The organism is Thiomicrorhabdus indica, from assembly GCF_004293625.1.
Classification (GTDB): Bacteria; Pseudomonadota; Gammaproteobacteria; order Thiomicrospirales; family Thiomicrospiraceae; genus Thiomicrorhabdus; species Thiomicrorhabdus indica.
In genome coordinates, this window is the sequence record NZ_CP033040.1 from 354,251 (window position 1) to 377,684 (window position 23,434).

29 protein-coding genes are annotated in these 23,434 nt (G+C 42.1%); 25 read left to right on the plus strand and 4 right to left on the minus strand.

Annotated elements, in window-relative coordinates:
* Nucleotides 1-3 precede the first annotated feature (3 nt).
* The 13 genes from D9T12_RS01420 (at nt 4) to D9T12_RS01480 (ending at nt 7,358) form a co-directional block, all read left to right on the plus strand.
* Nucleotides 4-258 (plus strand): alpha-carboxysome shell vertex protein CsoS4, encoded by a 255-nt coding sequence (locus D9T12_RS01420; RefSeq protein WP_130536501.1) that lies wholly within the window; start codon nt 4-6, stop codon nt 256-258.
* 6 nt (nt 259-264) lie between these two features.
* Complete coding sequence (locus D9T12_RS01425) at nt 265-534, plus strand: EutN/CcmL family microcompartment protein (protein WP_130536502.1); 270 nt, start codon at nt 265-267, stop codon at nt 532-534.
* 18 nt (nt 535-552) lie between these two features.
* Entirely contained in the window at nt 553-843 is a 291-nt protein-coding gene (locus D9T12_RS01430) for an alpha-carboxysome major shell protein CsoS1 (RefSeq protein ID WP_130536503.1), read from the plus strand.
* A gap of 44 nt (nt 844-887) precedes the next feature.
* Complete coding sequence (locus D9T12_RS01435; RefSeq protein ID WP_206199118.1) at nt 888-1,175, plus strand: alpha-carboxysome major shell protein CsoS1; 288 nt, start codon at nt 888-890, stop codon at nt 1,173-1,175.
* Nucleotides 1,176-1,210: 35 nt separating this feature from the next.
* Entirely contained in the window at nt 1,211-1,519 is a 309-nt protein-coding gene (locus tag D9T12_RS01440; protein WP_130536505.1) for an alpha-carboxysome major shell protein CsoS1, read from the plus strand.
* A gap of 41 nt (nt 1,520-1,560) precedes the next feature.
* Entirely contained in the window at nt 1,561-2,106 is a 546-nt protein-coding gene (locus D9T12_RS01445; RefSeq protein ID WP_130536506.1) for a ferritin-like domain-containing protein, read from the plus strand.
* A complete protein-coding gene (locus D9T12_RS01450; protein ID WP_130536507.1) occupies nt 2,103-2,369 on the plus strand; it encodes a 4a-hydroxytetrahydrobiopterin dehydratase in 267 nt (88 codons plus the stop codon). The genes D9T12_RS01445 and D9T12_RS01450 overlap by 4 nt, the downstream gene beginning before the upstream one ends.
* Nucleotides 2,366-2,578, plus strand: coding sequence for a hypothetical protein (locus tag D9T12_RS01455; RefSeq protein WP_130536508.1), 213 nt, complete (start codon nt 2,366-2,368; stop codon nt 2,576-2,578). Before D9T12_RS01450 ends, D9T12_RS01455 begins: the two co-directional genes overlap by 4 nt.
* Before the next feature lie 391 nt (nt 2,579-2,969).
* Nucleotides 2,970-4,286 carry a SulP family inorganic anion transporter gene (locus D9T12_RS01460; RefSeq protein ID WP_206199119.1) on the plus strand — a complete coding sequence of 439 codons (1,317 nt, stop codon included), beginning with the start codon at nt 2,970-2,972 and terminating at the stop codon, nt 4,284-4,286.
* A 99-nt stretch (nt 4,287-4,385) separates the two neighbouring features.
* Nucleotides 4,386-5,006 (plus strand): RdgB/HAM1 family non-canonical purine NTP pyrophosphatase, encoded by a 621-nt coding sequence (gene rdgB / locus D9T12_RS01465; protein WP_130536509.1) that lies wholly within the window; start codon nt 4,386-4,388, stop codon nt 5,004-5,006.
* Nucleotides 5,003-5,641 carry a BMC domain-containing protein gene (locus tag D9T12_RS01470; protein ID WP_130536510.1) on the plus strand — a complete coding sequence of 213 codons (639 nt, stop codon included), beginning with the start codon at nt 5,003-5,005 and terminating at the stop codon, nt 5,639-5,641. The genes rdgB and D9T12_RS01470 overlap by 4 nt, the downstream gene beginning before the upstream one ends.
* A gap of 148 nt (nt 5,642-5,789) precedes the next feature.
* Nucleotides 5,790-6,743 (plus strand): LysR family transcriptional regulator, encoded by a 954-nt coding sequence (locus D9T12_RS01475; RefSeq protein ID WP_130536511.1) that lies wholly within the window; start codon nt 5,790-5,792, stop codon nt 6,741-6,743.
* A 60-nt stretch (nt 6,744-6,803) separates the two neighbouring features.
* A complete protein-coding gene (locus D9T12_RS01480; protein ID WP_130536512.1) occupies nt 6,804-7,358 on the plus strand; it encodes an SgcJ/EcaC family oxidoreductase in 555 nt (184 codons plus the stop codon).
* Nucleotides 7,359-7,440: 82 nt separating this feature from the next.
* On the opposite strand, the gene D9T12_RS01485 is transcribed toward D9T12_RS01480, so the two are convergent.
* Nucleotides 7,441-8,505 (minus strand): glycosyltransferase family 4 protein, encoded by a 1,065-nt coding sequence (locus tag D9T12_RS01485; protein WP_130536513.1) that lies wholly within the window; start codon nt 8,503-8,505, stop codon nt 7,441-7,443.
* 173 nt (nt 8,506-8,678) lie between these two features.
* Here D9T12_RS01485 and D9T12_RS01490 point away from each other — a divergent pair, with 173 nt between their 5' ends.
* Together D9T12_RS01490 and D9T12_RS01495 are read left to right on the plus strand one after the other, a co-directional pair.
* Nucleotides 8,679-9,542, plus strand: coding sequence for a UDP-2,3-diacylglucosamine diphosphatase (locus tag D9T12_RS01490; protein ID WP_130536514.1), 864 nt, complete (start codon nt 8,679-8,681; stop codon nt 9,540-9,542).
* Nucleotides 9,543-9,569: 27 nt separating this feature from the next.
* Nucleotides 9,570-9,806, plus strand: coding sequence for a hypothetical protein (locus tag D9T12_RS01495; protein WP_130536515.1), 237 nt, complete (start codon nt 9,570-9,572; stop codon nt 9,804-9,806).
* Here D9T12_RS01495 and bioD read toward each other — a convergent pair.
* From bioD to D9T12_RS01510, 3 genes are read right to left on the minus strand one after another with little or no spacing between them, the layout of a single operon-like run.
* Nucleotides 9,782-10,426, minus strand: a complete 645-nt coding sequence (bioD, locus tag D9T12_RS01500; protein WP_130536516.1) for a dethiobiotin synthase — start codon at nt 10,424-10,426, stop codon at nt 9,782-9,784. The genes D9T12_RS01495 and bioD overlap by 25 nt on opposite strands.
* Nucleotides 10,426-11,316, minus strand: coding sequence for a phosphoribosylaminoimidazolesuccinocarboxamide synthase (locus D9T12_RS01505; RefSeq protein WP_130536517.1), 891 nt, complete (start codon nt 11,314-11,316; stop codon nt 10,426-10,428). Before D9T12_RS01505 ends, bioD begins: the two co-directional genes overlap by 1 nt.
* 27 nt (nt 11,317-11,343) lie before the next feature.
* Nucleotides 11,344-11,829, minus strand: a complete 486-nt coding sequence (locus D9T12_RS01510; RefSeq protein WP_130536518.1) for a phosphate-starvation-inducible protein PsiE — start codon at nt 11,827-11,829, stop codon at nt 11,344-11,346.
* 125 nt (nt 11,830-11,954) lie between these two features.
* Between D9T12_RS01510 and rpe the strand changes: the two genes are divergently transcribed.
* The 10 genes from rpe (at nt 11,955) to D9T12_RS01555 (ending at nt 23,422) form a co-directional block, all read left to right on the plus strand.
* Nucleotides 11,955-12,659 carry a ribulose-phosphate 3-epimerase gene (rpe, locus tag D9T12_RS01515; protein ID WP_130536519.1) on the plus strand — a complete coding sequence of 235 codons (705 nt, stop codon included), beginning with the start codon at nt 11,955-11,957 and terminating at the stop codon, nt 12,657-12,659.
* Nucleotides 12,660-12,743: 84 nt separating this feature from the next.
* Nucleotides 12,744-13,424: a phosphoglycolate phosphatase gene (locus tag D9T12_RS01520; protein ID WP_130536520.1), complete on the plus strand. Its 681-nt coding sequence runs from the start codon at nt 12,744-12,746 to the stop codon at nt 13,422-13,424.
* 22 nt (nt 13,425-13,446) lie between these two features.
* On the plus strand, nt 13,447-13,617 hold the full coding sequence (locus D9T12_RS12390) for a hypothetical protein (RefSeq protein ID WP_165395018.1): 171 nt from the start codon (nt 13,447-13,449) through the stop codon (nt 13,615-13,617).
* Nucleotides 13,614-15,119: an anthranilate synthase component I gene (gene trpE, locus D9T12_RS01525; RefSeq protein WP_130536521.1), complete on the plus strand. Its 1,506-nt coding sequence runs from the start codon at nt 13,614-13,616 to the stop codon at nt 15,117-15,119. The genes D9T12_RS12390 and trpE overlap by 4 nt, the downstream gene beginning before the upstream one ends.
* A gap of 24 nt (nt 15,120-15,143) precedes the next feature.
* Nucleotides 15,144-15,731: an anthranilate synthase component II gene (locus tag D9T12_RS01530; RefSeq protein WP_130536522.1), complete on the plus strand. Its 588-nt coding sequence runs from the start codon at nt 15,144-15,146 to the stop codon at nt 15,729-15,731.
* Nucleotides 15,732-15,919: 188 nt separating this feature from the next.
* On the plus strand, nt 15,920-16,939 hold the full coding sequence (gene trpD / locus D9T12_RS01535; protein WP_130536523.1) for an anthranilate phosphoribosyltransferase: 1,020 nt from the start codon (nt 15,920-15,922) through the stop codon (nt 16,937-16,939).
* Between the two features lie 502 nt (nt 16,940-17,441).
* Nucleotides 17,442-19,616: an HAD-IIB family hydrolase gene (locus D9T12_RS01540; RefSeq protein WP_130536524.1), complete on the plus strand. Its 2,175-nt coding sequence runs from the start codon at nt 17,442-17,444 to the stop codon at nt 19,614-19,616.
* On the plus strand, nt 19,613-20,458 hold the full coding sequence (locus tag D9T12_RS01545; protein WP_130536525.1) for an HAD-IIB family hydrolase: 846 nt from the start codon (nt 19,613-19,615) through the stop codon (nt 20,456-20,458). The genes D9T12_RS01540 and D9T12_RS01545 overlap by 4 nt, the downstream gene beginning before the upstream one ends.
* Before the next feature lie 6 nt (nt 20,459-20,464).
* Nucleotides 20,465-21,361, plus strand: a complete 897-nt coding sequence (locus tag D9T12_RS01550; protein WP_130536526.1) for a PfkB family carbohydrate kinase — start codon at nt 20,465-20,467, stop codon at nt 21,359-21,361.
* Between the two features lie 105 nt (nt 21,362-21,466).
* Entirely contained in the window at nt 21,467-23,422 is a 1,956-nt protein-coding gene (locus D9T12_RS01555; protein ID WP_130536527.1) for an alpha-amylase family glycosyl hydrolase, read from the plus strand.
* Nucleotides 23,423-23,434 lie beyond the last annotated feature (12 nt).

Here is a 23,434-nt window from a genome sequence, read left to right on the forward strand (position 1 = left end):
TAAATGAAAATTTGGAAAGTAACTGGTACTGTTGTTTCAACCAATCGCATAGCGATGATGGATCACATGCCTCTAAAGCTGCTTGAAGACAAGAAGAATGGTAGCCCAACGGTTGCTGTTGACCCGATAGGTTGTAAGGAAGGTGATTACGTTCTTTGTTGTGGTAGCTCGGCAGCTCGTGATGCTACAGGAACCAAGGGTTATCCAAGTGATTTGACCATTGTCGGGATTCTTGATAAATGGGATGGTTGGGAGTAATTCAAAATGCAAGTCCATATAGTCGGCAAGCAGATTGTTTTAACCAGTCGTTTAAATGATTTGGGGCACTTACCCTTAAAAGTTTTACACACGCTGGGCGGGGGTGTTCTAGTTGGAATGGACCCGATTGGCACAAAAGAAGGCGATTTGGTTTTTACCATCGCAAACTCTGCTGCACGTGATGCAGCAGGTATGAAACGCTATCTTACTGATTTAACGATATCCGGCATTATTGATAATCGAACGGATATCATCAAACCAGATGACAATGATTAAACTCGAAAGGAGAAACCGATGAGTGAATATGGTATTGCTTTAGGCATGATCGAAACACGTGGTCTAGTTCCAGCTATTGAAGCTGCAGATGCGATGACTAAAGCAGCTGAAGTACGTCTAGTAAGCCGTGAATTTGTTGGTGGCGGTTACGTTACTGTTTTAGTTCGTGGTGAAACTGGTGCGGTTAACGCTGCAGTTCGTGCAGGTGCTGACGCTTGTGAACGTGTTGGTGACGGCCTTGTTGCTGCACACATCATCGCACGTCCACACAAAGAAGTTGAGCCAGTTCTATCTGCTGATAAAGCTTAATTTAACAGTTTATTAATAAAACACTTGTATTCAAGGAGAAAATCATGAGTGATTACGGTATTGCATTAGGTATGATTGAAACTCGCGGTCTTGTACCAGCGATTGAAGCTGCAGATGCTATGACAAAAGCTGCTGAAGTTCGTCTAGTTTCACGTGAATTTGTTGGTGGCGGTTACGTTACTGTTATGGTTCGTGGTGAAACTGGTGCAGTTAACGCTGCAGTTCGTGCAGGTGCGGATGCTTGTGAACGCGTTGGTGACGGTCTTGTTGCTGCTCACATCATTGCTCGCCCTCACAAAGAAGTTGAGCCAGTTCTAGCTAAAGCTGAGTAATCAGTTAGTTTAAGACTTATTTTAGGAGTCAATCCATGAGTGAATATGGTATTGCACTAGGCATGATCGAGACACGTGGTCTTGTTCCAGCAATTGAAGCTGCGGATGCGATGACAAAATCTGCGGAAGTACGCCTAGTAAGCCGCGAATTCGTTGGCGGTGGTTACGTTACGGTTATGGTACGTGGTGAGACTGGTGCGGTTAATGCAGCAGTTCGCGCTGGTGCTGATGCTTGTGAACGTGTTGGTGACGGCCTTGTTGCTGCTCACATCATTGCACGTCCTCACAAAGAAGTTGAGCCGGCTCTAGAAACAGGTAATACTGGTTCTGCGAAACGTCTATAAGTTTAAGGGCTTCGGCCCTTTTCTGAGCCAAGGAGATAATGATGCGTTATCAACCTAATATGCAAGGCAATGTTATGCCAGGTGCAGCAGCTTATCCTCAATTTGAACAACCTCAGACAGCTCCAAATACTCAAATTTTGGGCTATCTTGGTCGTGCATTGAGTTTAGAGTTCTCTGCTGGACAACATTATCTGGCTCAGGCTTCTTTATCTAAGTTCCGTAATGAAATGCAATTTGCTGAAAGTTTTGTGACTTTAGCAAATGAAGAATTTCAACATGCGAACCTCATTACAGACCGTATGGTGTCACAAGGCGCTTTACCGGCCGGTAGCATTCTTAGTCCTGCTACACCAGCAAACAATGTCATTGAAGCCTTACGAACTTGTGAAGCTCGTGAACTTGCGCTTATCCAACTTTATGGTGAAGCTAGCAATTACACAATGAATGTTGGTGCAACAGAAGACCATGCTCTGTTTTCTCGTCTTCTTGAAGAAGAACAGTCTCAATTAGTACGAGTACAAGGCTGGTTAGAAGAGTACTACCAAAACCTTGCGAATAATCCGGTACCTCAGCGGAGTTTCGTATGAGCCCTGCTTGGAAGCAAAAGGATAAACAAGGAACTCTAGAGGCCAAATTTTTATTTGACTCTTATGATGTTCTACGTGATTTTTTGGATGATGTTGCAGATGTCGCTGAAGAGGTCGGACATCACCCAAACCTTAGCTTTGGACGTGAACACGTCTCTGTAATTATTTATGCACAAGGTGAATCGCTTGGCGATACTGATTTTGCATTAGCAAATGGTATTGATGAAGCATTCGAAAAAGTGAATGAGGGGACTTCCGCATGAGTGAAAATTCATCGGCAAACGGTCAAATTCCAGATGCTTTAAAAGCAGACTCTGCTTCGGCAAAGCCTGCTGTTAAAAAAACACCTGCTCGTAAGCCGGCGGCGAAAAAGCCTCAGGTTTCGACAGTTGCTAAAAAAGCAGCTGAGAAAGAGACACACATTGCGGACAAGATTAAGGCGTTACCAAGACGTCGAGTCTGGCCAGATTAATTCAGGCTTAGTAACTGAATTTTTATAAAGGGGGATATGTTTTACATATTCCCTTTTTTTTAATCGACAGATTAACTTTATGGGTATATTTTTGTATTTATAAAATTAATCTGTGTATCAAATCAATGGCCATCTATAAATAAATAGAAACTGTCTATGGGTTTGAGTTGTTTTATCAATTTCACATTTGGTAACAAAGTGAATAGGATAGCGCGCTATTAATTTAAATCTAAAGTGACTGTCTTAAGAGCAGAGCAGCCACTTTGTTGATGTGTTTAGCCACAAGCTGGATAACAGAAACGTAATTTGCTCTCAGGTTAAGCCTATTCCTGAGTCAACATGACTAAGAAGCAATTCAAATGAATTGCCATTACGAAGGTGTAATAAAACTATGGCACAAGAAAATACAAATACATCAAACTCAGAAATGACTGATTCAGGTTCTGCTGCATTCCGCTCAGAATATGCAGTCAGAGATGTTCAGGCTGGTGTAATTACTGCAACTATGGCAATTCCTCTTTCTATTGGTATTGCTATGATGTCTGATTATCCAATTCAGGTAGGTCTTGCAACGGTTGCATTCGCCTCTTTTATTGGTTTCTTATTTGCATGGTTCCGTCCAGGAAACTTTATTGGTGCACCGGGTATAGCAGCAGGTCTTGCTCCTATTCTAGCAATGGGTGTTGCCACATTTGGTATCGAAAATATGGCGTTCATAATTTTTATGACCGCAACGTTTCAAGCCTTAATATGGAAATTTAATTGGCAAAGATATTTGCTCATGGCTGTACCTGGATACCTAGTTGAAGGTCTTTTGGCTGGTATTGGTTTAAAAATTGCACTTAAGTTCCTACCGTTTTTGTGGATGCTTCCAGTTGGTGTTGCTGCAGGGGAAGAGTTTTGGTCAGACGGACGTGTTCACGTTGTGATCTTATCGGTGATTGGTGCGGCAATGTTTTTAATACTGTTTAAAAAATTTAAAGACACAAAACCTGCACTACCGTACTTTGCATTGATTGTTTTTGGAATCATTGCTGCAATGTTTATTGATGTCAAAATGCTGAAAGTTGATGATGTGGATTTTAATATTGGTTTACCAATTCCAAGCTTTGATTCAGCATGGCTATGGATTTATGCCATCTTCTTCTCATTGATGTTAGCGGTGGTTGATGTCATTGAGCAGGTGATGTCGAATGCAGCAATTGAAAAAATTGATCCATTGAAGCGTCCGTGTAATTCGAATAATTCACTTCTTTCGATTTGGGTTTCAAACATGGGGTCATCTTTCTTTGGGGGTATGACAAACCTTGATGGACTTGCCAAGTCGTCAACGAACCGTTTGGCGGGTGCTTACACTAAGTTATCTGTGTTGGTAATCGGTCTACTGATCACATTCTTTGTGTTCAATGTTCAGTATCTGGATCATCTGCCATACTTTGCGTTGGCGATTATTATGACATTTGTTGGTATTAAGATGGTGCTTGGTGTATTACACACCGCAAAACACGGTCCTTATGCAATGTTACTGGCAACTCTTTGTGGATTGTTAGTATTTAAAGTCGGTATTTTTGAAGGGTTGATTATTACTTTAGTTATTCATGCAGTAATTTATTACGTAATCTTTAAGAATGTCGAGAGTATGCAAACAGGAACCATTGTTCGTCAATATTTCCAAAAGTTCAAAGAAGACGAAAAAGAAATCAACTGAGTGTCGTTTTCTTTTAGAATAACCGGCCGGTAAATGTGTGCATGAAACAATTTACCGGCCGGTAAACTCTGTATTTTTTAAATAGGTTTTAAATATTTCATGGATTCAATTGTTGTTGCAACAGGAAACCCGCATAAGATAAAAGAGCTTATGCCTTTGCTTTCGCCTCTGGCAAAGCAGTTTCATTTGCAAACCGATTTTTTCTGCGACGAAGCTGTTGAAGACGGTGAAACCTATTTGGAAAATGCATTAAAAAAAGCTCGATTTGCGAGTGCTAAAACAGGATTGCCTGCGATTGCGGATGACTCTGGTTTATCGATTGATTATTTAATGGGTGAACCTGGTATTTATTCTGCGCGTTTTGCAGATAAAGCTGGTAACGCGAAACCAAGTGAAGCGGAAAACCGTCAAAAAGTGTTACAAGCTTTACAGGGAGTTCCTTACTCGCATCGAAAAGCACACTATTACTGTGCAATCGTATTAGTTCGTCACCCTAAAGATCCTGCGCCGATTGTCGGTTATGGTCGATGGGATGGCGAAATCTTAATGGAAGAACGCACGACTTACGGAATTGGTTATGATTCCCTGTTTTGGGATAGAGATCGGTTCCGAGTCGCTGCGGACATTCCACTTGAAGTCAAAAATAAAATTAGTGCTCGCGCACAAGCTGCCAACGCTGTTGTTGAGCAGTGGTTAGCGGAAAAGGCAAGAAAGGCATGATTGAATTACGTACCTGGGTATTTATTGATTCCCTACAACCGCAGTTAGCATCCTATATGGGGACTGCGTCTTTAGGGTTTCTTCCTGTACCTGGTGATTCCTGTTTATGGGTCGAAGTTGCCCCAGGTATGGCTGTACATCGTCTATCGGATATTGCCCTTAAAGCATCGAATGTTCACTTGGGCCAGCAGATTGTAGAGCGTTCATATGGTTCTATTTTTGTTCATCATCGTGTTCAAAGTGATGTGCTTGAATCAGGTGATCATATGCTACGTTATATGAATACAGAACATTCAACGCGTCAGCCATGTAAATTGATGTGGCATGAAATCATTCGTTCTATTACTCCTGATCATGCAACTTTGATTAACCGTGATAACCGTCGAGGCTCAATGATGCTTCCTGGCCAATCCATGTTGATTATGGAAACTGAACCGGCCGGTTATATTATTTTGGCGGCAAACGAAGCGGAAAAAGCTGCCAACATTACTTTGATTGAAGCGCGTGCGGTAGGTGCTTATGGTCGTTTGATTATGGCAGGTAAGGAAGCGGATGTTGAAGAAGCCGCTCGTGCAGCGACTGCAGCGCTTACACGGTTGAATGGTAATGGCGGTGGTTGCCAAGACATAATGTAAATTTAGCTAAGTTTTGCCGGCCGGTAGAATCTGAGCTTAGTTTTTAATGAGTTAATTGGTTTCTCTATTTGAACTATTTCAATTAGAGATTAAAATCTATAATTCATATTGATTACAACTAAGTGATTACTTAGACAAGGAGCGACCTATGAGTCGACTACCGGATGGAAATTCTAATAGCCATTTTCTTCTGCGCCATGCCTCTTTAAGACAGATTCAAATTTTTGAAGCAGTTTCACGGCATCTGAGTTTTACCAGAGCTGCACAAGAATTGTTTCTGACACAGCCAACGGTTTCAGCTCAGGTCAAAAGTTTTGCCGAAGCGATAGATTTACCCCTATATGAGCAAGTTGGGCGTAATATTTATTTGACTGAGGTCGGTGAGAAGGTCGCTGCTAGCTGTCGTGAAATTATCGACCGTCTATCCAACCTTGAAATTATGTTGGATGATTACAAAGGTCTTAAACGGGGCCGCTTGAGAGTTGCGGTTGTGACGACTGCGAAATATTTCACGCCAAAAGCCTTAGGTGAGTTTTCGAAGCGACACGAAGATATAGACTTAAACTTGAAGATTACAAATCGTGAAAACCTGTTTAAGCGAATCGAGCAAAACTTGGATGACCTTTATATTATTGGTCAGGTTCCGCGAAATAGTTCGGATTTGGAAGTTGTCCCGTTTCTTCCTAATCCATTGGTGATTATTGCCAATCATACCCATGAGCTAGCGGGTCAAAAAGTGAGCCTTCAGCGTTTGGCAAAAGAACCTTTTATCATGCGTGAAGAAGGTTCGGGGATTCGTTCCGCGGTTGAATCGGTATTTTCTGAGCAGGGCTTAAGTATCAATGAGCGTTTGACAATGGAAACCAATGAAGCGATTAAACATTGTGTGATTGGTGATTTGGGCGTTGCATGTGTCTCGCAGTTGGCGCTGTCAAAGGAAGAACGACTAAACGGTCCGATTATAGAATTAGATGTAGAAGGTTTTCCGGTGCAAAAGCAATGGAATATCGTCTATCCAAAAGGTAAAGAGTTATCAGTCTTAGCCAATGAATTTTTAGAGTTCTTGAAAGGCTGTGGTGAAAGCTATGTTCATGGTTATTAAGATTAGTTGAGTATTCAGCTGTAGTGAACACAAAATTTAAAATTGAGAAAGAGAAGTACAATGAAAAACGGTCGTACAATCAGTGGAACAGTTGGAATTGAATGGGATGTTAACCCACGAGTAAGTGTTGGCAGCAGTCTAGGAAATCGTGGTTTAAAGGAAACACCGGTTACGGTTCGTAACCATGGAGCGCCAATCGACACTCCTACTGCAAACGAATCTTGTGCCTGTGCACCTTCTTCTGAGCGTTTAGCGCAAGAACTTTTTGAACGTTGGAACATGGCGTTGCAAACGGGTGACCAAAATGCCGTTGCCCAATTGTATTGGGAAGATGCTGTGCTGTTACCAACGGTTTCAAACGTTCCTCGTGTTAACCACGAAGAAATCGCTGATTACTTTCACCATTTCCTACAATCAAAACCTTATGGAAAGGTGGTTTCTCGTAACTTGAAACAAGGCTGCAACAAATTGACTGATGCCGGTGTTTATGAATTTAAGGTTGTAAAAGATGGCAAGCCTCAAGTGGTTCCAGCTCGTTACACCTTTGTATATGAATTCCGTAATGGCGAATGGAAAATCTCTCATCACCACTCGTCAATGATGCCTGAAAAATAATTCAAAATTATCATCATAATGAAAACGGCTTCTAAGTTTGTCTTAAGAAGCCGTTTTTGTATTCAGGATGTATTGGATAAGATTACGAGCTTTCAATCGCTCGAGAGTTTGTTCTGAGCATGTTGGATTCCGTTGCAGCATTAATCAGTGCTAGGTTATGCAAAAACTGTTCACAAGCTGAATCCCATGTGAATTGTGGAATTGTTCGTTCCAAATGAGTGCCCTTCAATAGTAAGGCTCGATGAATAGCCTTTTCTAAATCGTTATCCAGTGCACCATTTAACCCTTCGGTTATGATATCTTTCGGCCCTGTGACAGGGTAGGCGGCTACCGGTGTTCCACAGGCAATCGCTTCAATGTTTACCACGCCAAATGTGTCCGTCAGAGAAGGAAAAACCATCACGTCCGCAGATGCATAAAAACTTGCTAATTCTTTACCGGTTTTTGCTCCAACAAACTCTACTTCAGGGTAGCTCTTTTTTAGCGCTTCCAGCTCAGGGCCTTTGCCCACAATGACTTTTGAACCTTTGAGTGGTATGTCTAGAAAAGCACGTATGTTTTTTTCTGCAGCGATGCGACCAACATATAAATATATTGGTTTAGCAAATCTCATAGGCTGTGCTTGGTTTGGGTTAAAAGTTTCTCGGTTGACCCCGCGGGACATCACTGTTAATTCTTGAAAACCTTTATCCTCGAGTTCTTGTTTAATGGAAGGTGCGGGTACAAATGTTTTTGTTGCCGGCCGGTGAAATCTTTTTAGGAGGTTATAACCCCAGGATTCTGGAATCCATTTGGCTCTTTTATGGACATACTCTGGAAACTTTGTGTGATAACCAGTGGTGAACGGCCAATTAAACTTTTGAGCAAGTTGTCTGACACGCCAACCTAGAGGGCCTTCTGTTGCGATATGAATCGCATCTGGTTGGAAATTTAAGAGACGCTCTTCTAGGTGTGGCGCACGCCAGACTAACGATATTTCTTTATAAAAAGGCATGGGAATTGTCGAATAATTTTGGGGTTGAATAACATCCACTTCAATGCCTTGATGGCGTGCTAAGTCCACCAAGTGAGTAAGTGTCGTCACAACCCCGTTGACTTGCGGGTGCCAAGCATCCGTTACCAGTACTAGTCGAGAAATCTTTGCCATATCTTATACCGATAATAAGTAAAAGAACTTATTTTATTCTGTCTTTATGAAGGAGAGTTGAAAGCTATATGACTTTTCAGGGGTTAAAAGGACTTGGAAGTGTCAACAAAGTGTCATAAATCGCTCGTATTCACTTTTTAAACTTGGTAAAAAATTTATAAGTGATTACAACTATGTCGAAGACTTCTAATGTGAATGCATTACCCTCTGATTCCTCATTCTTTCCTGACTGGATGAATAATCTGACTGAAGATGAGTTTATTCTTGCTGAGAATAATCAAACGATTAATCAATATCGGACGATCTTTATTTCGGATACTCATCTTGGATCGAAAGGAGCGAAAGCAGATCATTTATCGCATTTTTTAAAGTTTAATGATTGTGAAAAGTTATATTTAGTAGGCGATATTATTGATGGTTGGCGTTTGAAAAAGCGAATGTTTTGGCCACAAGCACACACCAATGTGATTCGTCGTATTTTGACAAAATCGAAACGCGGCACGGATGTGGTTTACGTGACAGGAAATCACGATGATTTTCTTCGCCGCTATTCAGGCATTGAGTTTGGCAATATTGATTTATGTGATGAGGCTGAATTTGTTGGGCTTAATGGCCAGAAGTTGTTAGTGGTTCATGGTGATAAATATGACAGTGTGATTCAAACACAAAAATGGCTTGCGGTGTTAGGTGACTGGAGTTACGAAACCTTGGTGATTTTGAATCGTTACTATAATTGGGTGCGTAAAAAGTTGGGGATGAACTATTGGTCGTTGTCTTCTTTTCTCAAGCAGAAGGTGAAATCCGCGGTTTCCTTTATCACCGCTTATGAAGAAGCTGTGGTCAAAGACTGCCGAAAACAAGGTTATCAAGGGGTCATTTGTGGCCATATCCATCATCCTGAAATTCGTGAAATCGAAGGTGTTGATTACTTCAATTGTGGTGACTGGGTGGAGTCTTGTACCGCCATTGTTGAAACTTTGGAGGGGGAAATTAAGCTTCTGAAATGGGTAGAGATAGATCACGAAAATAATAGATAATGCTCCTGAACTGATAGGAGATGAGTTATGTGTATTTTTATTGCCGCTTTAATGTTGATTGTTTTGTATGCGTTTATGGGGCAGGTGGATAGTTTGCAATTGGTTGAAGTTGCCGGAAATGATTCTTTGGTGATTGCCCAAGGCTGGGAGATGGTTTCCCCATTATGGGCATTGCTGGCATTTGTATTTTTGGCAGGCGCTTTAACGGTTTTATTGGTAATGAAACTAATACCGGCCGGTCAAGAATCGAATTCACAGGAGTAAATGGGGGTCTCAGTCCATTTCTCTAAGTCTTTAGCAAAACCAAAGCTGTCTTGGTTGACTTGATTGACTACAATCGCGTGTAATTTTAATCCTGCACTTTCAATTGCTTCGATACTAAGTAAAGCATGATTCAAGCAGCCGAGCTTGTCAGCAACGATTAAAATCACCGGCAGGTTTAAAGCTGTTGCCAAATCTCGATTTTGACCGTCTGTACAAAGCGGTGATAAGAATCCACCGGCCCCTTCAACCAAAGCAAAGTTTTGATTAGGTGTTTGGCAGGCAGCAAACAAGTCTTTTATCGTAACCACCACATTCGCCATTTCCAAAGCACTTTGTGGTGAGAGTGCCGGTTCAAATTGGTAGGGGCAAATAACTTCTAAGCTCTCTTGTGATTGTGCACCTTTTTGCAATTGCAAAGCGTCCTCACTTAATAAGCTTCCATCGGTTTGCACGATGCAACCAGAGGCAATTGGTTTACGAGGAGAAATTTTTAAGCCATGTGCAGTGAATTGTTGTGCAATTTTGGCTGCGACAAAGGTTTTTCCCACATCCGTATCGGTTCCGGTTACAAAAAAACCGGTATGAGGACCGGCTTTTAATTCGCTAATTGGATGGTGCATTAGAGATTTTCCGTCAAGCGCGCTTGCGCTTCTTGGTATTTCTGCAGTGTATTGCTTACCACTTCTTCAGGCAGTTCAGGTGCATTGTTAGGGTTGCGATCCCAGTCTAAGCTGTCCAGATAATCACGAATATATTGTTTATCAAAACTTGGTGGATTCGCTCCAACTTCATACTGCGATGCTGGCCAAAAACGAGAGCTGTCTGGCGTTAATGCTTCGTCAATCAGATAAATTGTTCCGTTTTCATCTTCACCGAATTCAAACTTCGTGTCGGCAATAATAATGCCGCGTTTCGCTGCGAACTCAGCCGCGAACTGATAAAGTTTTAAGGCTAAATCACGAACTTTTTCAGACTTTTCTTGCCCCATAATATCAACTAACTTTTCAAAGCTGATGTTTTCGTCATGGTCGCCTTGTTCTGCTTTGGTTGACGGGGTAAATAACGGTTCAGGTAGTTTTGCGGCTTGTTCTAGACCGGCCGGTAAAGAAATTCCGCAGACGCTTTGAGATGATTGATACTCTTTCCAACCCGAACCGACTAAGTAACCGCGAACAATCGCTTCCACTGGAAGGGGGTTAAGTTTTCGAACAATCATGCCGCGACCATCAAGTTGCATTAACTCTTCAGGGGTTAAGTAATCAGCGAGTGTTTGGTCGGTCACCAATTGATTCGGCAAAATGTTTTGGGTTTTATTCATCCAGAACTGAGCAGTTTCCGTCAAAATACGACCTTTGCCAGGAATGGGGGTTGGCAATATAGCGTCATAAGCAGAGATTCGGTCTGTGGTGACAATTAACATATGTTTGTCATCAATGTCGTAGATATCTCTGACTTTTCCTTTGCCAATTAACGGCAGGCTGGTTAGGGTTGACTCATATAGTGCTTGCATACTCAGTCCTAAATCATTTGAAAGTAATTAGTCATCTTTACGACGGTTCATAATATATGGGAAGCGCATGTGTCCAAAGCGCAAAATTAACACCGCAAAAGATAGTAAGGTAATGGTGCCTGCAATCGCAATCATTTCCCACTCGGTTAGAGCTTTTAAGTCCAAAATGAGCAATCGAGCAAGCGCTACAATTGCAATATAAATTGGAAAACGGATGGGAAGTTTACCCGATTTCAAGTAAATCGCCACCATCGCGAGCACTTCGAGGTACAGGAACAGCAATAACAGGTCGCCGAGCGTGACAACGCCAGCCCCGATCATATGTAATACTTCGCGACCACCGGCAAAAACGGTTGCCACAGCAATCACGAATAGACCGATGTATTCAAAAATGTGAATCGCTTGGGCTAATAGACGGTCGTGCAGTGGACGTTGGTGTGAAGTGCGTTGGCCTTTAAAGTCAGTTGTATAGTTTTTCTCAGTTTCAGTGTTCTGAGAATCTATTTCGGGCATCGGTGAGCTCCTTGAATCGTGCACTAGGGTGCGGTTCTTTCTATTGAAAGATTTTTTGCCATTTTAATGGATACTGTTAAAATGCACGAATTATTTTTTTGACAATTTTATCGAGGATTTAACTGATGGCTAAAAAAGAAAACTGGATTGCTCCGTCGATTCTTTCTGCGGATTTCGCGACACTAGGAAACGATGTTAAGGATGTGATTGCTGCCGGTGCAGATGTGGTTCACTTTGATGTAATGGATAACCACTATGTTCCTAACCTAACTATCGGGCCATTAGTTTGTGAATCTTTGAAAAACTTTATGGATCGTGAAGGCGTTAAAGCGCCGATTGATGTTCACCTAATGGTGAAACCTGTTGACCGCATTATTCCTGATTTCATTAATGCTGGTGCGGACTATGTGACTTTTCACCCGGAAGCGTCTGAACACATTGACCGTTCATTGGCGATGATTAAAGAGATGGGTGCTAAAGCAGGATTGGTATTCAACCCTCATACACCACTTCACTACCTAGAACACGTTATGGATAAAATCGACATGATTTTGATTATGTCAGTTAACCCAGGTTTTGGTGGTCAGTCTTTTATTCCTCAGGCGCTTGAGAAGTTGAAAGCGGCTCGTAAAATGATTGATGAATCAGGTCGTGATATCCGTTTGGAAATCGATGGTGGCGTTAAGGTTGAAAACATCGCTGAAGTAGCGGCCGCTGGGTGTGATACATTCGTTTCTGGTTCGGGCATTTTCGGTAAAGCGAATGCGTCAGATGCAAACCGTTACGACACAGTTATTCAGCAAATGCGTGATGAATTAGCAAAAGCTTAATTCGTTACACAGAGCTTTTGTTGTCGCGCCAGCGTTTTCACTAGTAGTGAGCGCTGGCGTTGTTATTTCAAGATGAGAGAAAAAATGGAAAAGTTACAACCAAGTTTCGTATTGATTGATTTGGATGGCACCTTAGTCGACTCGGTTCCCGATTTAACCTATTGTGTTGATGAAATGATGAAGCAACTGGATATGCCGGTTCGTGGTGAAGCATCAGTTCGTCAATGGGTAGGAAATGGTGTTGAGCGTCTCGTTGAGCGTGCATTGATTAATTCTGTGGACGGTGAACCAGAACCAGAACTGTTTGCCAAAGCGATTCCTATTTTTAAAGAACTTTATGCGGTGAATAACTCCCAGCGTAGCTGTGTTTATGATGGCGTGGTCGAAGGCATTGAATGGATGCAAGCGCAAGGCTATCGTGTAGCTTGTGTGACGAATAAAGCGGAGGCGTTTACGATTCCTCTGTTAAAAGACAAAGGTCTATTTGATTACTTTGAAGTGATTGTATCGGGCGATACTTGCGAAAAGAAAAAGCCAGATCCCATGCCTTTACATCATGCCGCAAAACTTTTGGGTGAGTCGGCAGAAAATGCATTGATGATTGGTGACTCTAAATCGGATGTGAAAGCCGCGCGAGCAGCAGGATTTCATATTTTTGCGATGACCTACGGTTACAATCATGGAGAAGATATCCGCGATTATAATCCTGATGTTATTATGGACTCTTTTACAGAATTACCGAATTATTTGGTAGCAAAAGCTTAACAGGCAGTTGATGGAGATTTCTATGCCGAAAATTTTGTTATTTGTATGGCGATTATTGCAACAATTGACTAAGCCCTTCTGGTGTTCAGTGCTTGGTATTTGGCGTTGGTGGCAATTCCAACGTTGGCAATCGCAAGAAACTAAACTTGCCCATACAAACAGACAAATAACCGTAAAGGCAGAAGAGAAATGACCACAAAAAATACTGCAGAAAATATTGAAACGTTGATAAAGCAAGGCTATAAGCGAGTGCCAGTCATGCGCACAGTTCTTGCTGATTTTGACACACCACTTAGTGTTTACCATAAGCTTGCGAATGGCAATTATTCCTACCTTTTTGAATCGGTTCAAGGGGGCGAAAAATGGGGGCGTTACTCCATTATTGGCTTGCCTTGTGAACGACGAATTGAAGTTCATGGGCGACAGGTTCGAGAGTATCAGGGAGATGAGGTTTTACAGCATCAGGTTGCTGATGACCCTCTCGCTTGGATTGAAGCCTATCAAAATAGCTTTAAGGTTTTTGAAGATGAAAACCTGCCGGCTTTCAGTGGTGGCCTAGTCGGTTATTTCGGTTATGACACGGTTCGTTACATTGAACCGCGTTTAGTTGAATCGGTTCCAGAAAAAGATGACATCGGTGCGCCGGATATTCAACTGTTGGTTTCGGAAGAGTTAGTCGTATTTGATAACTTATCCGGTCAAGTTCATGTGATTGTACATGCGGATTTGAGCTTAGAGAATGCCTATGAACGAGCGGAGCAGCGTTTACAGGAACTGACTCAAAAATTATCAAAGGCTGTGAATTTACCGGCCGATATACAAAGCGTACGTCAAATTGATGAGCCGGATTTCGTTTCTAGCTTCGGTGAAGAGCCTTTCAAAGCTGCGGTCGCCAAAATTCAAGAGTATGTGTTGGCCGGTGATGCGATGCAAGTTGTGATTTCACAACAGATGTCTGTCGACTTTGAAGAAGACCCGATGGACTTGTATCGTGCATTACGTCATTTAAATCCATCGCCCTACATGTTTTATTTGAATTTGGGAGGTACCTACATTGTTGGTTCTTCCCCAGAAATCTTAGTGCGCTTAGAAGATGATACAGTCACCGTTCGTCCAATTGCTGGAACTCGCCGTCGTGGTGTCGACGAAACCGCAGATTTGGCATTAGAACAAGATTTGTTAAATGATCCGAAAGAAATTGCGGAACATCTTATGTTGATTGATCTTGGGCGTAATGATGTTGGACGTATTGCAAAAATTGGTGAAGTTGAACTGACCGAAAAAATGCTTGTCGAACGCTATTCACATGTAATGCATATTGTTTCGAATGTGGAAGGCAAAATTAAAGATGACATGAGTGCAATGGATGTCCTTCGAGCAACTTTCCCGGCCGGTACCTTATCTGGAGCGCCGAAAATTCGAGCCATGGAAATTATTGATGAGCTTGAACCGGTTAAGCGTGGCATTTACGGTGGTGCTGTCGGGTATTTAGGTTGGAATGGCAATATGGATACCGCGATTGCTATTCGTACAGCAGTAATTCAGGATAATAAGCTTTTTGTCCAAGCAGGAGCGGGTGTGGTTGCTGATTCTAATCCTCAAGCAGAGTGGGATGAGACGATGAATAAAGGGCGTGCGATTTTCCGAGCAGCGCAATTTGTGACCCAAGGCCTGCAAACTGAACCATCGAAATAAGACAGTAAGTTAGAGAAAAAAACTATGTTATTAATGATTGATAATTACGATTCATTTACCTACAACTTGGTGCAGTATTTCGGTGAATTAGGCCAAGAGGTTGTGGTACACCGCAATGACCAAATTGATTTAGAAACTATCCAAAGCTTAGAACCTGAATACTTAGTGATTTCACCGGGACCATGTACACCCACCGAAGCGGGTATTTCGGTTGAAGCGATTAAGCATTTCGCTGGAAAAATTCCCATTATGGGTGTGTGTCTTGGACACCAAGCGATTGGACAGGCATTTGGTGGGAAGATTGTTCGAGCGAAACAAGTGATGCATGGAAAAACTTCCCCTGTTTTCCATAAAGATTCTGGCATGTTTGCTCATTTACCGAACCCTGTAGAGGTTACTCGTTATCACTCACTGGTGATTGAACAGGATTCTTTGCCAGACTGTTTAGAGGTGACTGCTTGGACTCAGGATGAGAAGGACGGTTTAGATGAGATTATGGGTGTACGTCATAAAGAATTGCCTATTGAAGGTGTTCAGTTTCACCCAGAGTCTATATTGACCGAACAAGGTCATCAAATGTTGCGTAATTTTTTGGAACAACACACCCGCTAGTCTTAAATCTTCACCGTTTCTCTGTATGAAAAGACGCCATAAACCCATCCTTGGGAGCTCGGCTCAGGCCATCCAGGCCTTCAACGTTTTTCTTACAGAGAACCGTTGAGATTGCTAGCATCACCTTAATGTGATATCTACCGGCCGGTAAATGTTTAAAAGCCCTCATGCTTTCAAGGACACAAATAATGGAACTAAAAATCGCTTTAGAAAAACTTTTGAATCGTCAAGATTTGACCTCCGACGAGATGGAATCAGTGATGCGTCAATTGATGACAGGTGAGGCATCTGATGCACAGATTGGTGCGGTTTTGGCAGCGTTGCGCATGAAAAGTGAAACCGTTGATGAAATCGCAGCGGCGGTCAGGGTAATGCGTTCATTAGCGACGGCAGTACATGTTAATGACAAAACCCATTTAGTTGATACTTGTGGTACTGGTGGTGATGGCGCTAAAACGTTTAATATTTCTACCGCATCAGCGTTTGTTGTTTCAGCCGCAGGCGCGACGGTCGCCAAACATGGCAATCGTTCGTTTTCTAGTAACTCGGGGAGTGCGGATGTTTTAGAGGCCGCCGGTGTAAATTTGAATCTGACGGCCAATCAAGTCGCGCATTGTGTCAATGAGCTGAACCTTGGTTTTATGTTTGCTCCGGCACATCATTCCGCAATGAAGCATGTCATTAACGCACGTAAAACTATGGGGGTTCGCACCATATTTAACATTCTTGGGCCGCTTACTAACCCTGCGGCTGCGCCTGCTCAGGTAATTGGTGTGTTTAATAAGGATTTGGGACCGGTATTTGCTGAAGTGCTCAAACGTTTAGGTTCAAAGCATGTCATGGTAGTTGCCGCCGAAGATGGTTTAGATGAAATTTCTGTAGCCAGTAAGTCTTTTGTCACAGAGCTCAAAAATGGTGAGATTACTCAATGGGAAATCGATCCAAGTGATTATGATATGGATCATGTAGATTTAAGTTCATTATCGGTGGATTCGGCTCAGGAAAGTTTGAATATCATTCAGTCTGTTTTCTCAAATACCGATGGTGCTGCACACGATATTGTTTGCCTAAATGCCGGTGCTTCTATCTATGTTTCTGGTGTTGCAGAAAGCTTTGCCGAAGGTGTTCAACTCGCTCGTAAAGTGATTGCAGAAGGCTCAGCTCGTAAAAAACTGAATGATTTTATTGAAATGAGTCAGTCGTTTTAATTGTCTTAATCAACTAGGTTTTTCTACCCGTTTGGGCACAAATACCGGCCGGTAGAGAATATTTCTAAAATATTCCAACGAAATTTCAGTGATTCATATCAGAATGATTTTCGGTTTGAGGCACTGGAATAACCTTCTCCTATAAGCACGCTGGCTATATATTTTCTTTCCTCTTCTTAATCTCAACCACACAAGATTTATCTCGTGGCTAGACCATTCCGATTTGCATTTATCCTTATAAGAGCTAGTGCTGGCCTGAATTTTGTTGGTACAACGCAGATTTAGATGATTTGTCGATACGCCTGCACCGAATTGGAACATTTACGTTTTAGCTTCAGCTCAATAAGGGTGAAAGGTAAAGTTCGCACTCTCTACACTTGTATTCATGTTTTTACGTAAGTAAAGTGGTAAAAGGCTTTTAGGAAACTCTGATTCAATCATAGTTTCCTTAGCAGCAATCGTTTTGAATGGTTTGGTTTTTATTGTCTTTAAGTGGAGTTCTATGAATAAACAGCGGTGTGATATTTCTATTGCCTTAATCAGTGTCCACGGCCTTATTCGTGGGAAAGATTTGGAGTTGGGGCGAGATGCGGATACCGGTGGTCAAACACTTTACGTGGTTGAATTGGCTCAGGCTTTGGCGGAAAACCCAGAAGTTAGCCGAGTTGAGCTTTTTACTCGTTTGGTCAGAGACGATTGCGTGGATGATGATTACCGTCAGCCAATTGAAAAGATTAGCGATAAGTTATCGATTGTGCGCATTGAAGCTGGGCCAGATGAATATATTTTTAAAGAACAGCTTTGGGATCACCTTGATACTTTTTCCGATAATATGAAAGATTATTTTCGGCAACAGAACCACTTTCCGGATATTCTTCATAGCCATTATGCTGATGCAGGCTACGTTGGCAGTTTGCTGGCTAATCAAATGTCGATTCCTTTGATTCATACCGGCCACTCTCTAGGTCGAGTCAAGCGTGCACGTTTAATTGCTAGGGGCTTATCCTCTGAAGAAATTGAGTCGAAATATAATATGATTCGGCGGATTAATGCTGAAGAGTATGTACTGGCGACCGCTGAAAGGGTGATTACCAGTACTCATCAGGAGATTGAGGAGCAGTATGAGATTTACGACTTTTATCAACCTGAACAGATGCGAGTATTGCCGCCTGGAACCGATTTAAAACACTTTAAACCACCAATTGGTGGTGAGTTGGAAACACCTCTTCAACAACGATTGGTGTATTCTCTAAAAAATCCTGATAAGCCTATTATTCTCGCTCTTTCCCGTCCAGATCCTCGCAAAAATATTGCCGCTTTAATTGAAGCTTATGGATTGTCTGAAAGATTACAGGAAACCGCCAATTTGGTGATTGTGGCAGGTAATCGTGATGATGTAGAAGATTTGGAATCAGGAGCTCAGCAAGTATTTCAAGATATTTGGTCAATGATTGACCGCTACGATTTATATGGCAAGGTGGCTTTGCCGAAACACCATAGTCGGGATGAAGTTGAATTGATTTATCGGATTGCAGCTGCATCTGGAGGCGTATTTGTCAATCCGGCATTAACCGAGCCTTTTGGGTTAACGCTGATTGAAGCGGCTGCTTCTGGATTACCGCTGGTTGCAACTGAAGATGGTGGTCCTAGAGATATTATGGGCAACTGCCAAAATGGTCTTTTGATTGATCCATTGGAGCCACAAACCATTACAGATGCATTATTACAAATGTTTGATAATCCTTCGCAAACCCGTCGAATGGTCAAAAATGGCTTGAAAGGTGTAGAAGCGCACTATGCGTGGCCGGCACATGCTCAGCGTTACCTGCAATTAATTTGTCCGCTGATCGAAAAAGCAGAGCAGCTTGAGCATCGCCCAACAACACGACGTTCTGCTGTTTACAAAGATAGAGCTCTGGTAACTTGCCTCGATCAGAATTTGATGGGGAAACCTGACTCCTTAAAATCGCTTCTCTCTCTACTAAAACAGAATCGAAAATCGACATTGTTTATTGTCGCCACTGGTCGTCGATTGGATTCGGCCTTGCGTCTCCTTAAGCAATATCGGATTTCCGAACCGGATATTTTGATTACCAGTGGAGGTACTGAGATTAATTATGCACCGAAACTGACAACCGACAAGGCATGGATGAATCATATTGATTACCATTGGCCGCGACATAAAATTAAAAGTTTATTGGACACGCACCCCGGTTTGACCTGTCAGCCTAAATCTGAGCAGACGCCTTTTAAAATCAGCTATTACATGAATAATGAAGTCACTGATGTCGAACATATTAAAGGGTTATTACATCAGGAAGATTACTCGGTAAATGTACAGTTTTCTTTTGGCAAGTATCTGGATGTTTTGCCAATGCGTGCTTCTAAAGGTATGGCGTTACGTTATGTCGCTGACCGTTGGCAGATTCCGTTGAATCGTATCTTGGTAGCCGGAGGTTCGGGTGCTGACGAAGATATGATGCGAGGCAATACATTGGCTGCAGTGGTCGCAAACCGGCATGATGAAGAATTATCGCAATTGCACGAAATTGAACGAATTTATTATGCGAGAAACTCTTATGAAGAGGGGATTATAGAGGCAATCGAGCATTATGACTTCTTTGGTAAATGTCGACCGCCTGAAAGAGGTGATGTCACAGGAGAGGTTGAAGAATGAAGCTTTTGCTTTGTACAGATATGGATCGCACTGTGATTCCTAATGGACATCAACTAGAAGCCCCTGAAGCACGGCAAAATTTCAGACAGTTTTGTGCCGACCCTTCTGTAACTTTGGTGTATGTAACGGGGCGCCATCGGCAATTAGTGCAGGATGCCATCGAGGAGTTTGAATTGCCTTGGCCGGATTATGCGATTACGGATGTTGGTACGCGAATTTATCAGATTCGTGATGACCAACAATGGCAATCAATGCGAGATTGGGAAGTTGAAATTGATCAGGATTGGATAAACCTTGAGCCTCAGTCAGTTCTGGATTTGTTGAGTGGAATCCATGGAATCCGTTTGCAAGAAGAGAGTAAACAAAATCCGCATAAAATCAGCTTCTATATTGATCTTGAAAAGCTGAATGAAGCAACTTGTTTAGCGCGAGTCTCTGAACGTCTTGAAAGTCTGAAATGTGCAGTAAATAAGATTTGGAGTATCGATGAAACCAGTCAGACAGGTTTGCTGGATATTTTGCCATCCAGAGCCAATAAGTTGCATGCGATAGAGTTTTTGCAAGCGCATTTGAATTATGCCGCTGATGAAGTGATATTTGCCGGAGATAGTGGTAATGATTTGGAGGTATTAATCAGTAAAGTGCCATCGGTATTAGTTGCCAATGCGACGGATGATCTTAAGCAGCAGACTCTGAAAATCGTCCAATCTAAAGGTACTGAAAAGCAGTTTTATCTGGCCGAAAATTTGGAAGGTTACAGTGGCCATTATAGTGCTGGAGTTTTGCAGGGCGTGTTTCATTATCGACCGGAATTTGAACAACGGTATCTTAAGGGGCTTTAAAAAATAATGGATTCTCAGAATAAACCGATTACGATTTTTGGAGAAGTCTTGTTTGATTGTTTTAGTCAGGGGAGTCATCTAGAGAGAAATCAAGAGCAGGTATTGGGAGGGGCGCCTTTTAATATCTGCTGGCATTTACAGGCTTTGGGTGATAGTCCGGTGTTTATCTCCAAGGTTGGTAAGGATCGACTGGGTGAACAGATTTTGCGACAGGCACAGAACTGGGGGATTAGCGTAAACAATATTCAGGTCGATAGGAAGCATTCCACTGGGCAGGTACAGGTAACGCTTATTGACCAAGAGCCTCATTACGATATTAAGGCAGAGTGTGCTTATGATTTTATCGAACAAACTGAGCTTCAGCTGGATCATTTGAAAGGGATTCTTTATCACGGCTCGTTAGCATTGAGAAGTGACTATGCTAAACAACAGTTTCAACAGCTTTGTGAAAGTGGTCAGTGGGAAATTTTTCTGGATGTCAATTTAAGAGCGCCTTGGTGGAATAAAGAGTCTCTGTTTGAATGGATTCAGCAAGCGAAATGGGTCAAACTCAATATTGATGAGCTAAGAGAACTGGGATTTGATCATCCAGATCTTCATTTGGCTATGAAAACATTTAAAGAATACTTTGGTTGCGAGCAAGTTATTGTGACCCAAGGGGCAGAGGGCGTAACAGTGTTAAGTTCAAATGGATTTGTCAGGCAAACGCCTGAAAACATCGCAGATTTTGTCGATACCGTGGGAGCCGGAGATGCCTTTACTGCCATTTATATTCACGGACTAGTTAGAGACTGGTCGCTTGAAAAGACGATAAGTATCGCACAAAAGTTTGCTTCTAAGGTGATTGGAATACGTGGCGCGATACCGAATGATCAGAGCTTTTATCAGTCAGTTGATAATTGATTAACTGTATTAGCGCGCATACCGATGAATCACACAGATCATGACTGAGTTCAATGTTCTCCAAAACCCAATTTACTTTTTTACATTTGAGAATCACAAAACACTATGTACGAGCAAATATCCCATTCATTGTTAAATGATATCCTTAACCGGATTAAACCTGATATTTATCAAAAAGATTTGCGCCATTTTTACACGCGTCTAGGGGCGAATTTTTATGCTATCCATGGTCTTTTCGCTAAGTTGTACGGTAATCGAGAGGATTTTGACTTACAAGCACAGAGACTGGTTGAAACCATGGCCAGACAATATATTAAGCGTGAAGATGAACTAAAACAGCTGGATATTGAACGTGAGCGTGATTACAACTGGTTTTTGAATCAAAAGTGGGTTGGTATGGCGCTTTATGCCAATGGGTTTGCAGATGATCTTAAGGATATGCAATCTCATTTAAGTTATTTTCAAGAGCTTGGCGTCAATATGGTACATATTATGCCGATCATGGAATGTCCTGAAGGCCAAAGCGACGGTGGTTATGCTGTCAGTAATTTCCGCGAAATCGACAATCGAGTTGGGTCGTTGGAAGATTTACGCAGCCTCTCCAAAGAGATGCGCTCTCGCGATATGCTGTTGGCGATGGATGTTGTGCTAAATCACACATCCGATGAACATGAATGGGCTGAGAAAGCGCGAACTGGCGATTCGACTTATCTTGAGTATTACTACACTTTTGAGTCGCGCAATATTCCTGATATGTTTGAGCAAAGCATGCTTGAAGTCTTCCCTGAAACCGCTCCTGGGAATTTTACTTGGGACGAAAAAATGCAACGCTGGGTGATGACAGTATTCAATAACTATCAGTGGGATTTGAATTACAACAATCCGGCCGTTTTTATTGAAATGCTTGACGTGATTCTCTACTGGGCAAATCAGGGCGCGGATATACTGCGTCTTGATGCCGTTGCTTTTCTTTGGAAGAAGTTGGGTAGTACTTGTCAGAACGAGCATGAAGCGCATTTGATTTTACAGTTATTGAAAGACTGTTGTCAGGTAACAGCACCGGGCGTGTTGTTTATCGCTGAAGCGATTGTTGCCCCGTCGGAAGTTACCAAATATTTTGGTGAAGATGCAGTCATTGCCAAAGAATGTGAAATCGCTTACAACGCGACTTTTATGGCGCTTTTATGGGATGCGGTCGCAACCAAAAATGCAAACCTGTTGAATCAAGGGATAAAAAGTCTGCCGAATAAACTGGAGCGTGCTACTTGGCTCAACTACGTTCGTTGTCATGATGATATAGGACTGGGGTTTGACGATAAAGATATTATCCAGTCCGGATATGAACCACAATCGCATCGACGTTTCTTAATTGATTATCTTACCGGCCGGTTTGAGAACTCTTTTGCCAGAGGATTGCCTTTTGCCGAAAATATTAAAACCGGCGATTCAAGGATTTCAGGCTCACTTGCCTCGTTGGTCGGCTTGCAGTATGCAATCGAAACCGGTGATGTTGATGCGCAGAAAAACTCCGTAAAATTGATATTGTTGCTTCATAGCATGATATTGTCGTTTGGCGGTATCCCATTGTTGTATTACGGCGACGAAATTGGCACTCTTAATGACGATACCTATCTTGATGATCCCGATAAAATGGATGACAATCGCTGGGTACATCGCCCGAATATTGATTGGGTAAAAGCGGAAAAACGTCATACGCCCTGTACTGTTGAATACGATATTTTTAACGGTCTTAAAAAGATGATTACCATTCGCAAGGAGATTAATGTCTTCTCCGATTTTAATAATCGCGAACTGGTTGATGTCGGCAATCCAAATTTATTTGTTTTTAATCGTTTTAACCCACAAAAATTTCATGATAGGGTTTTGGTGGTCGCCAATTTTAATGACCAACCGCAAAAGCTTGATCTTGAAGATGTTGCTAGCTGGGGAACTTATAAGCAAGGTCAGCTGTTTGATTTGCATACACGTCAGAAGCCGGAAATTTTTAATAACACATTGGTGATTCCAAGTTTCAGTTTCTATTGGCTTAGAGAAATGTAGACTCTTGAGCAT

What these genes read in the sequence shown, in the direction of transcription:
- D9T12_RS01420 (WP_130536501.1), top strand. Translation starts at nt 4, where the DNA reads ATGAAAATTTGGAAAGTAACTGGTACTGTTGTTTCAACCAATCGCATA.
- D9T12_RS01425 (WP_130536502.1), top strand. Translation starts at nt 265, where the DNA reads ATGCAAGTCCATATAGTCGGCAAGCAGATTGTTTTAACCAGTCGTTTA.
- D9T12_RS01430 (WP_130536503.1), top strand. Translation starts at nt 553, where the DNA reads ATGAGTGAATATGGTATTGCTTTAGGCATGATCGAAACACGTGGTCTA.
- D9T12_RS01435 (WP_206199118.1), top strand. Translation starts at nt 888, where the DNA reads ATGAGTGATTACGGTATTGCATTAGGTATGATTGAAACTCGCGGTCTT.
- D9T12_RS01440 (WP_130536505.1), top strand. Translation starts at nt 1,211, where the DNA reads ATGAGTGAATATGGTATTGCACTAGGCATGATCGAGACACGTGGTCTT.
- D9T12_RS01445 (WP_130536506.1), top strand. Translation starts at nt 1,561, where the DNA reads ATGCGTTATCAACCTAATATGCAAGGCAATGTTATGCCAGGTGCAGCA.
- D9T12_RS01450 (WP_130536507.1), top strand. Translation starts at nt 2,103, where the DNA reads ATGAGCCCTGCTTGGAAGCAAAAGGATAAACAAGGAACTCTAGAGGCC.
- D9T12_RS01455 (WP_130536508.1), top strand. Translation starts at nt 2,366, where the DNA reads ATGAGTGAAAATTCATCGGCAAACGGTCAAATTCCAGATGCTTTAAAA.
- D9T12_RS01460 (WP_206199119.1), top strand. Translation starts at nt 2,970, where the DNA reads ATGGCACAAGAAAATACAAATACATCAAACTCAGAAATGACTGATTCA.
- rdgB (WP_130536509.1), top strand. Translation starts at nt 4,386, where the DNA reads ATGGATTCAATTGTTGTTGCAACAGGAAACCCGCATAAGATAAAAGAG.
- D9T12_RS01470 (WP_130536510.1), top strand. Translation starts at nt 5,003, where the DNA reads ATGATTGAATTACGTACCTGGGTATTTATTGATTCCCTACAACCGCAG.
- D9T12_RS01475 (WP_130536511.1), top strand. Translation starts at nt 5,790, where the DNA reads ATGAGTCGACTACCGGATGGAAATTCTAATAGCCATTTTCTTCTGCGC.
- D9T12_RS01480 (WP_130536512.1), top strand. Translation starts at nt 6,804, where the DNA reads ATGAAAAACGGTCGTACAATCAGTGGAACAGTTGGAATTGAATGGGAT.
- D9T12_RS01485 (WP_130536513.1), bottom strand. Translation starts at nt 8,505, where the DNA reads ATGGCAAAGATTTCTCGACTAGTACTGGTAACGGATGCTTGGCACCCG.
- D9T12_RS01490 (WP_130536514.1), top strand. Translation starts at nt 8,679, where the DNA reads ATGTCGAAGACTTCTAATGTGAATGCATTACCCTCTGATTCCTCATTC.
- D9T12_RS01495 (WP_130536515.1), top strand. Translation starts at nt 9,570, where the DNA reads ATGTGTATTTTTATTGCCGCTTTAATGTTGATTGTTTTGTATGCGTTT.
- bioD (WP_130536516.1), bottom strand. Translation starts at nt 10,426, where the DNA reads ATGCACCATCCAATTAGCGAATTAAAAGCCGGTCCTCATACCGGTTTT.
- D9T12_RS01505 (WP_130536517.1), bottom strand. Translation starts at nt 11,316, where the DNA reads ATGCAAGCACTATATGAGTCAACCCTAACCAGCCTGCCGTTAATTGGC.
- D9T12_RS01510 (WP_130536518.1), bottom strand. Translation starts at nt 11,829, where the DNA reads ATGCCCGAAATAGATTCTCAGAACACTGAAACTGAGAAAAACTATACA.
- rpe (WP_130536519.1), top strand. Translation starts at nt 11,955, where the DNA reads ATGGCTAAAAAAGAAAACTGGATTGCTCCGTCGATTCTTTCTGCGGAT.
- D9T12_RS01520 (WP_130536520.1), top strand. Translation starts at nt 12,744, where the DNA reads ATGGAAAAGTTACAACCAAGTTTCGTATTGATTGATTTGGATGGCACC.
- D9T12_RS12390 (WP_165395018.1), top strand. Translation starts at nt 13,447, where the DNA reads ATGCCGAAAATTTTGTTATTTGTATGGCGATTATTGCAACAATTGACT.
- trpE (WP_130536521.1), top strand. Translation starts at nt 13,614, where the DNA reads ATGACCACAAAAAATACTGCAGAAAATATTGAAACGTTGATAAAGCAA.
- D9T12_RS01530 (WP_130536522.1), top strand. Translation starts at nt 15,144, where the DNA reads ATGTTATTAATGATTGATAATTACGATTCATTTACCTACAACTTGGTG.
- trpD (WP_130536523.1), top strand. Translation starts at nt 15,920, where the DNA reads ATGGAACTAAAAATCGCTTTAGAAAAACTTTTGAATCGTCAAGATTTG.
- D9T12_RS01540 (WP_130536524.1), top strand. Translation starts at nt 17,442, where the DNA reads ATGAATAAACAGCGGTGTGATATTTCTATTGCCTTAATCAGTGTCCAC.
- D9T12_RS01545 (WP_130536525.1), top strand. Translation starts at nt 19,613, where the DNA reads ATGAAGCTTTTGCTTTGTACAGATATGGATCGCACTGTGATTCCTAAT.
- D9T12_RS01550 (WP_130536526.1), top strand. Translation starts at nt 20,465, where the DNA reads ATGGATTCTCAGAATAAACCGATTACGATTTTTGGAGAAGTCTTGTTT.
- D9T12_RS01555 (WP_130536527.1), top strand. Translation starts at nt 21,467, where the DNA reads ATGTACGAGCAAATATCCCATTCATTGTTAAATGATATCCTTAACCGG.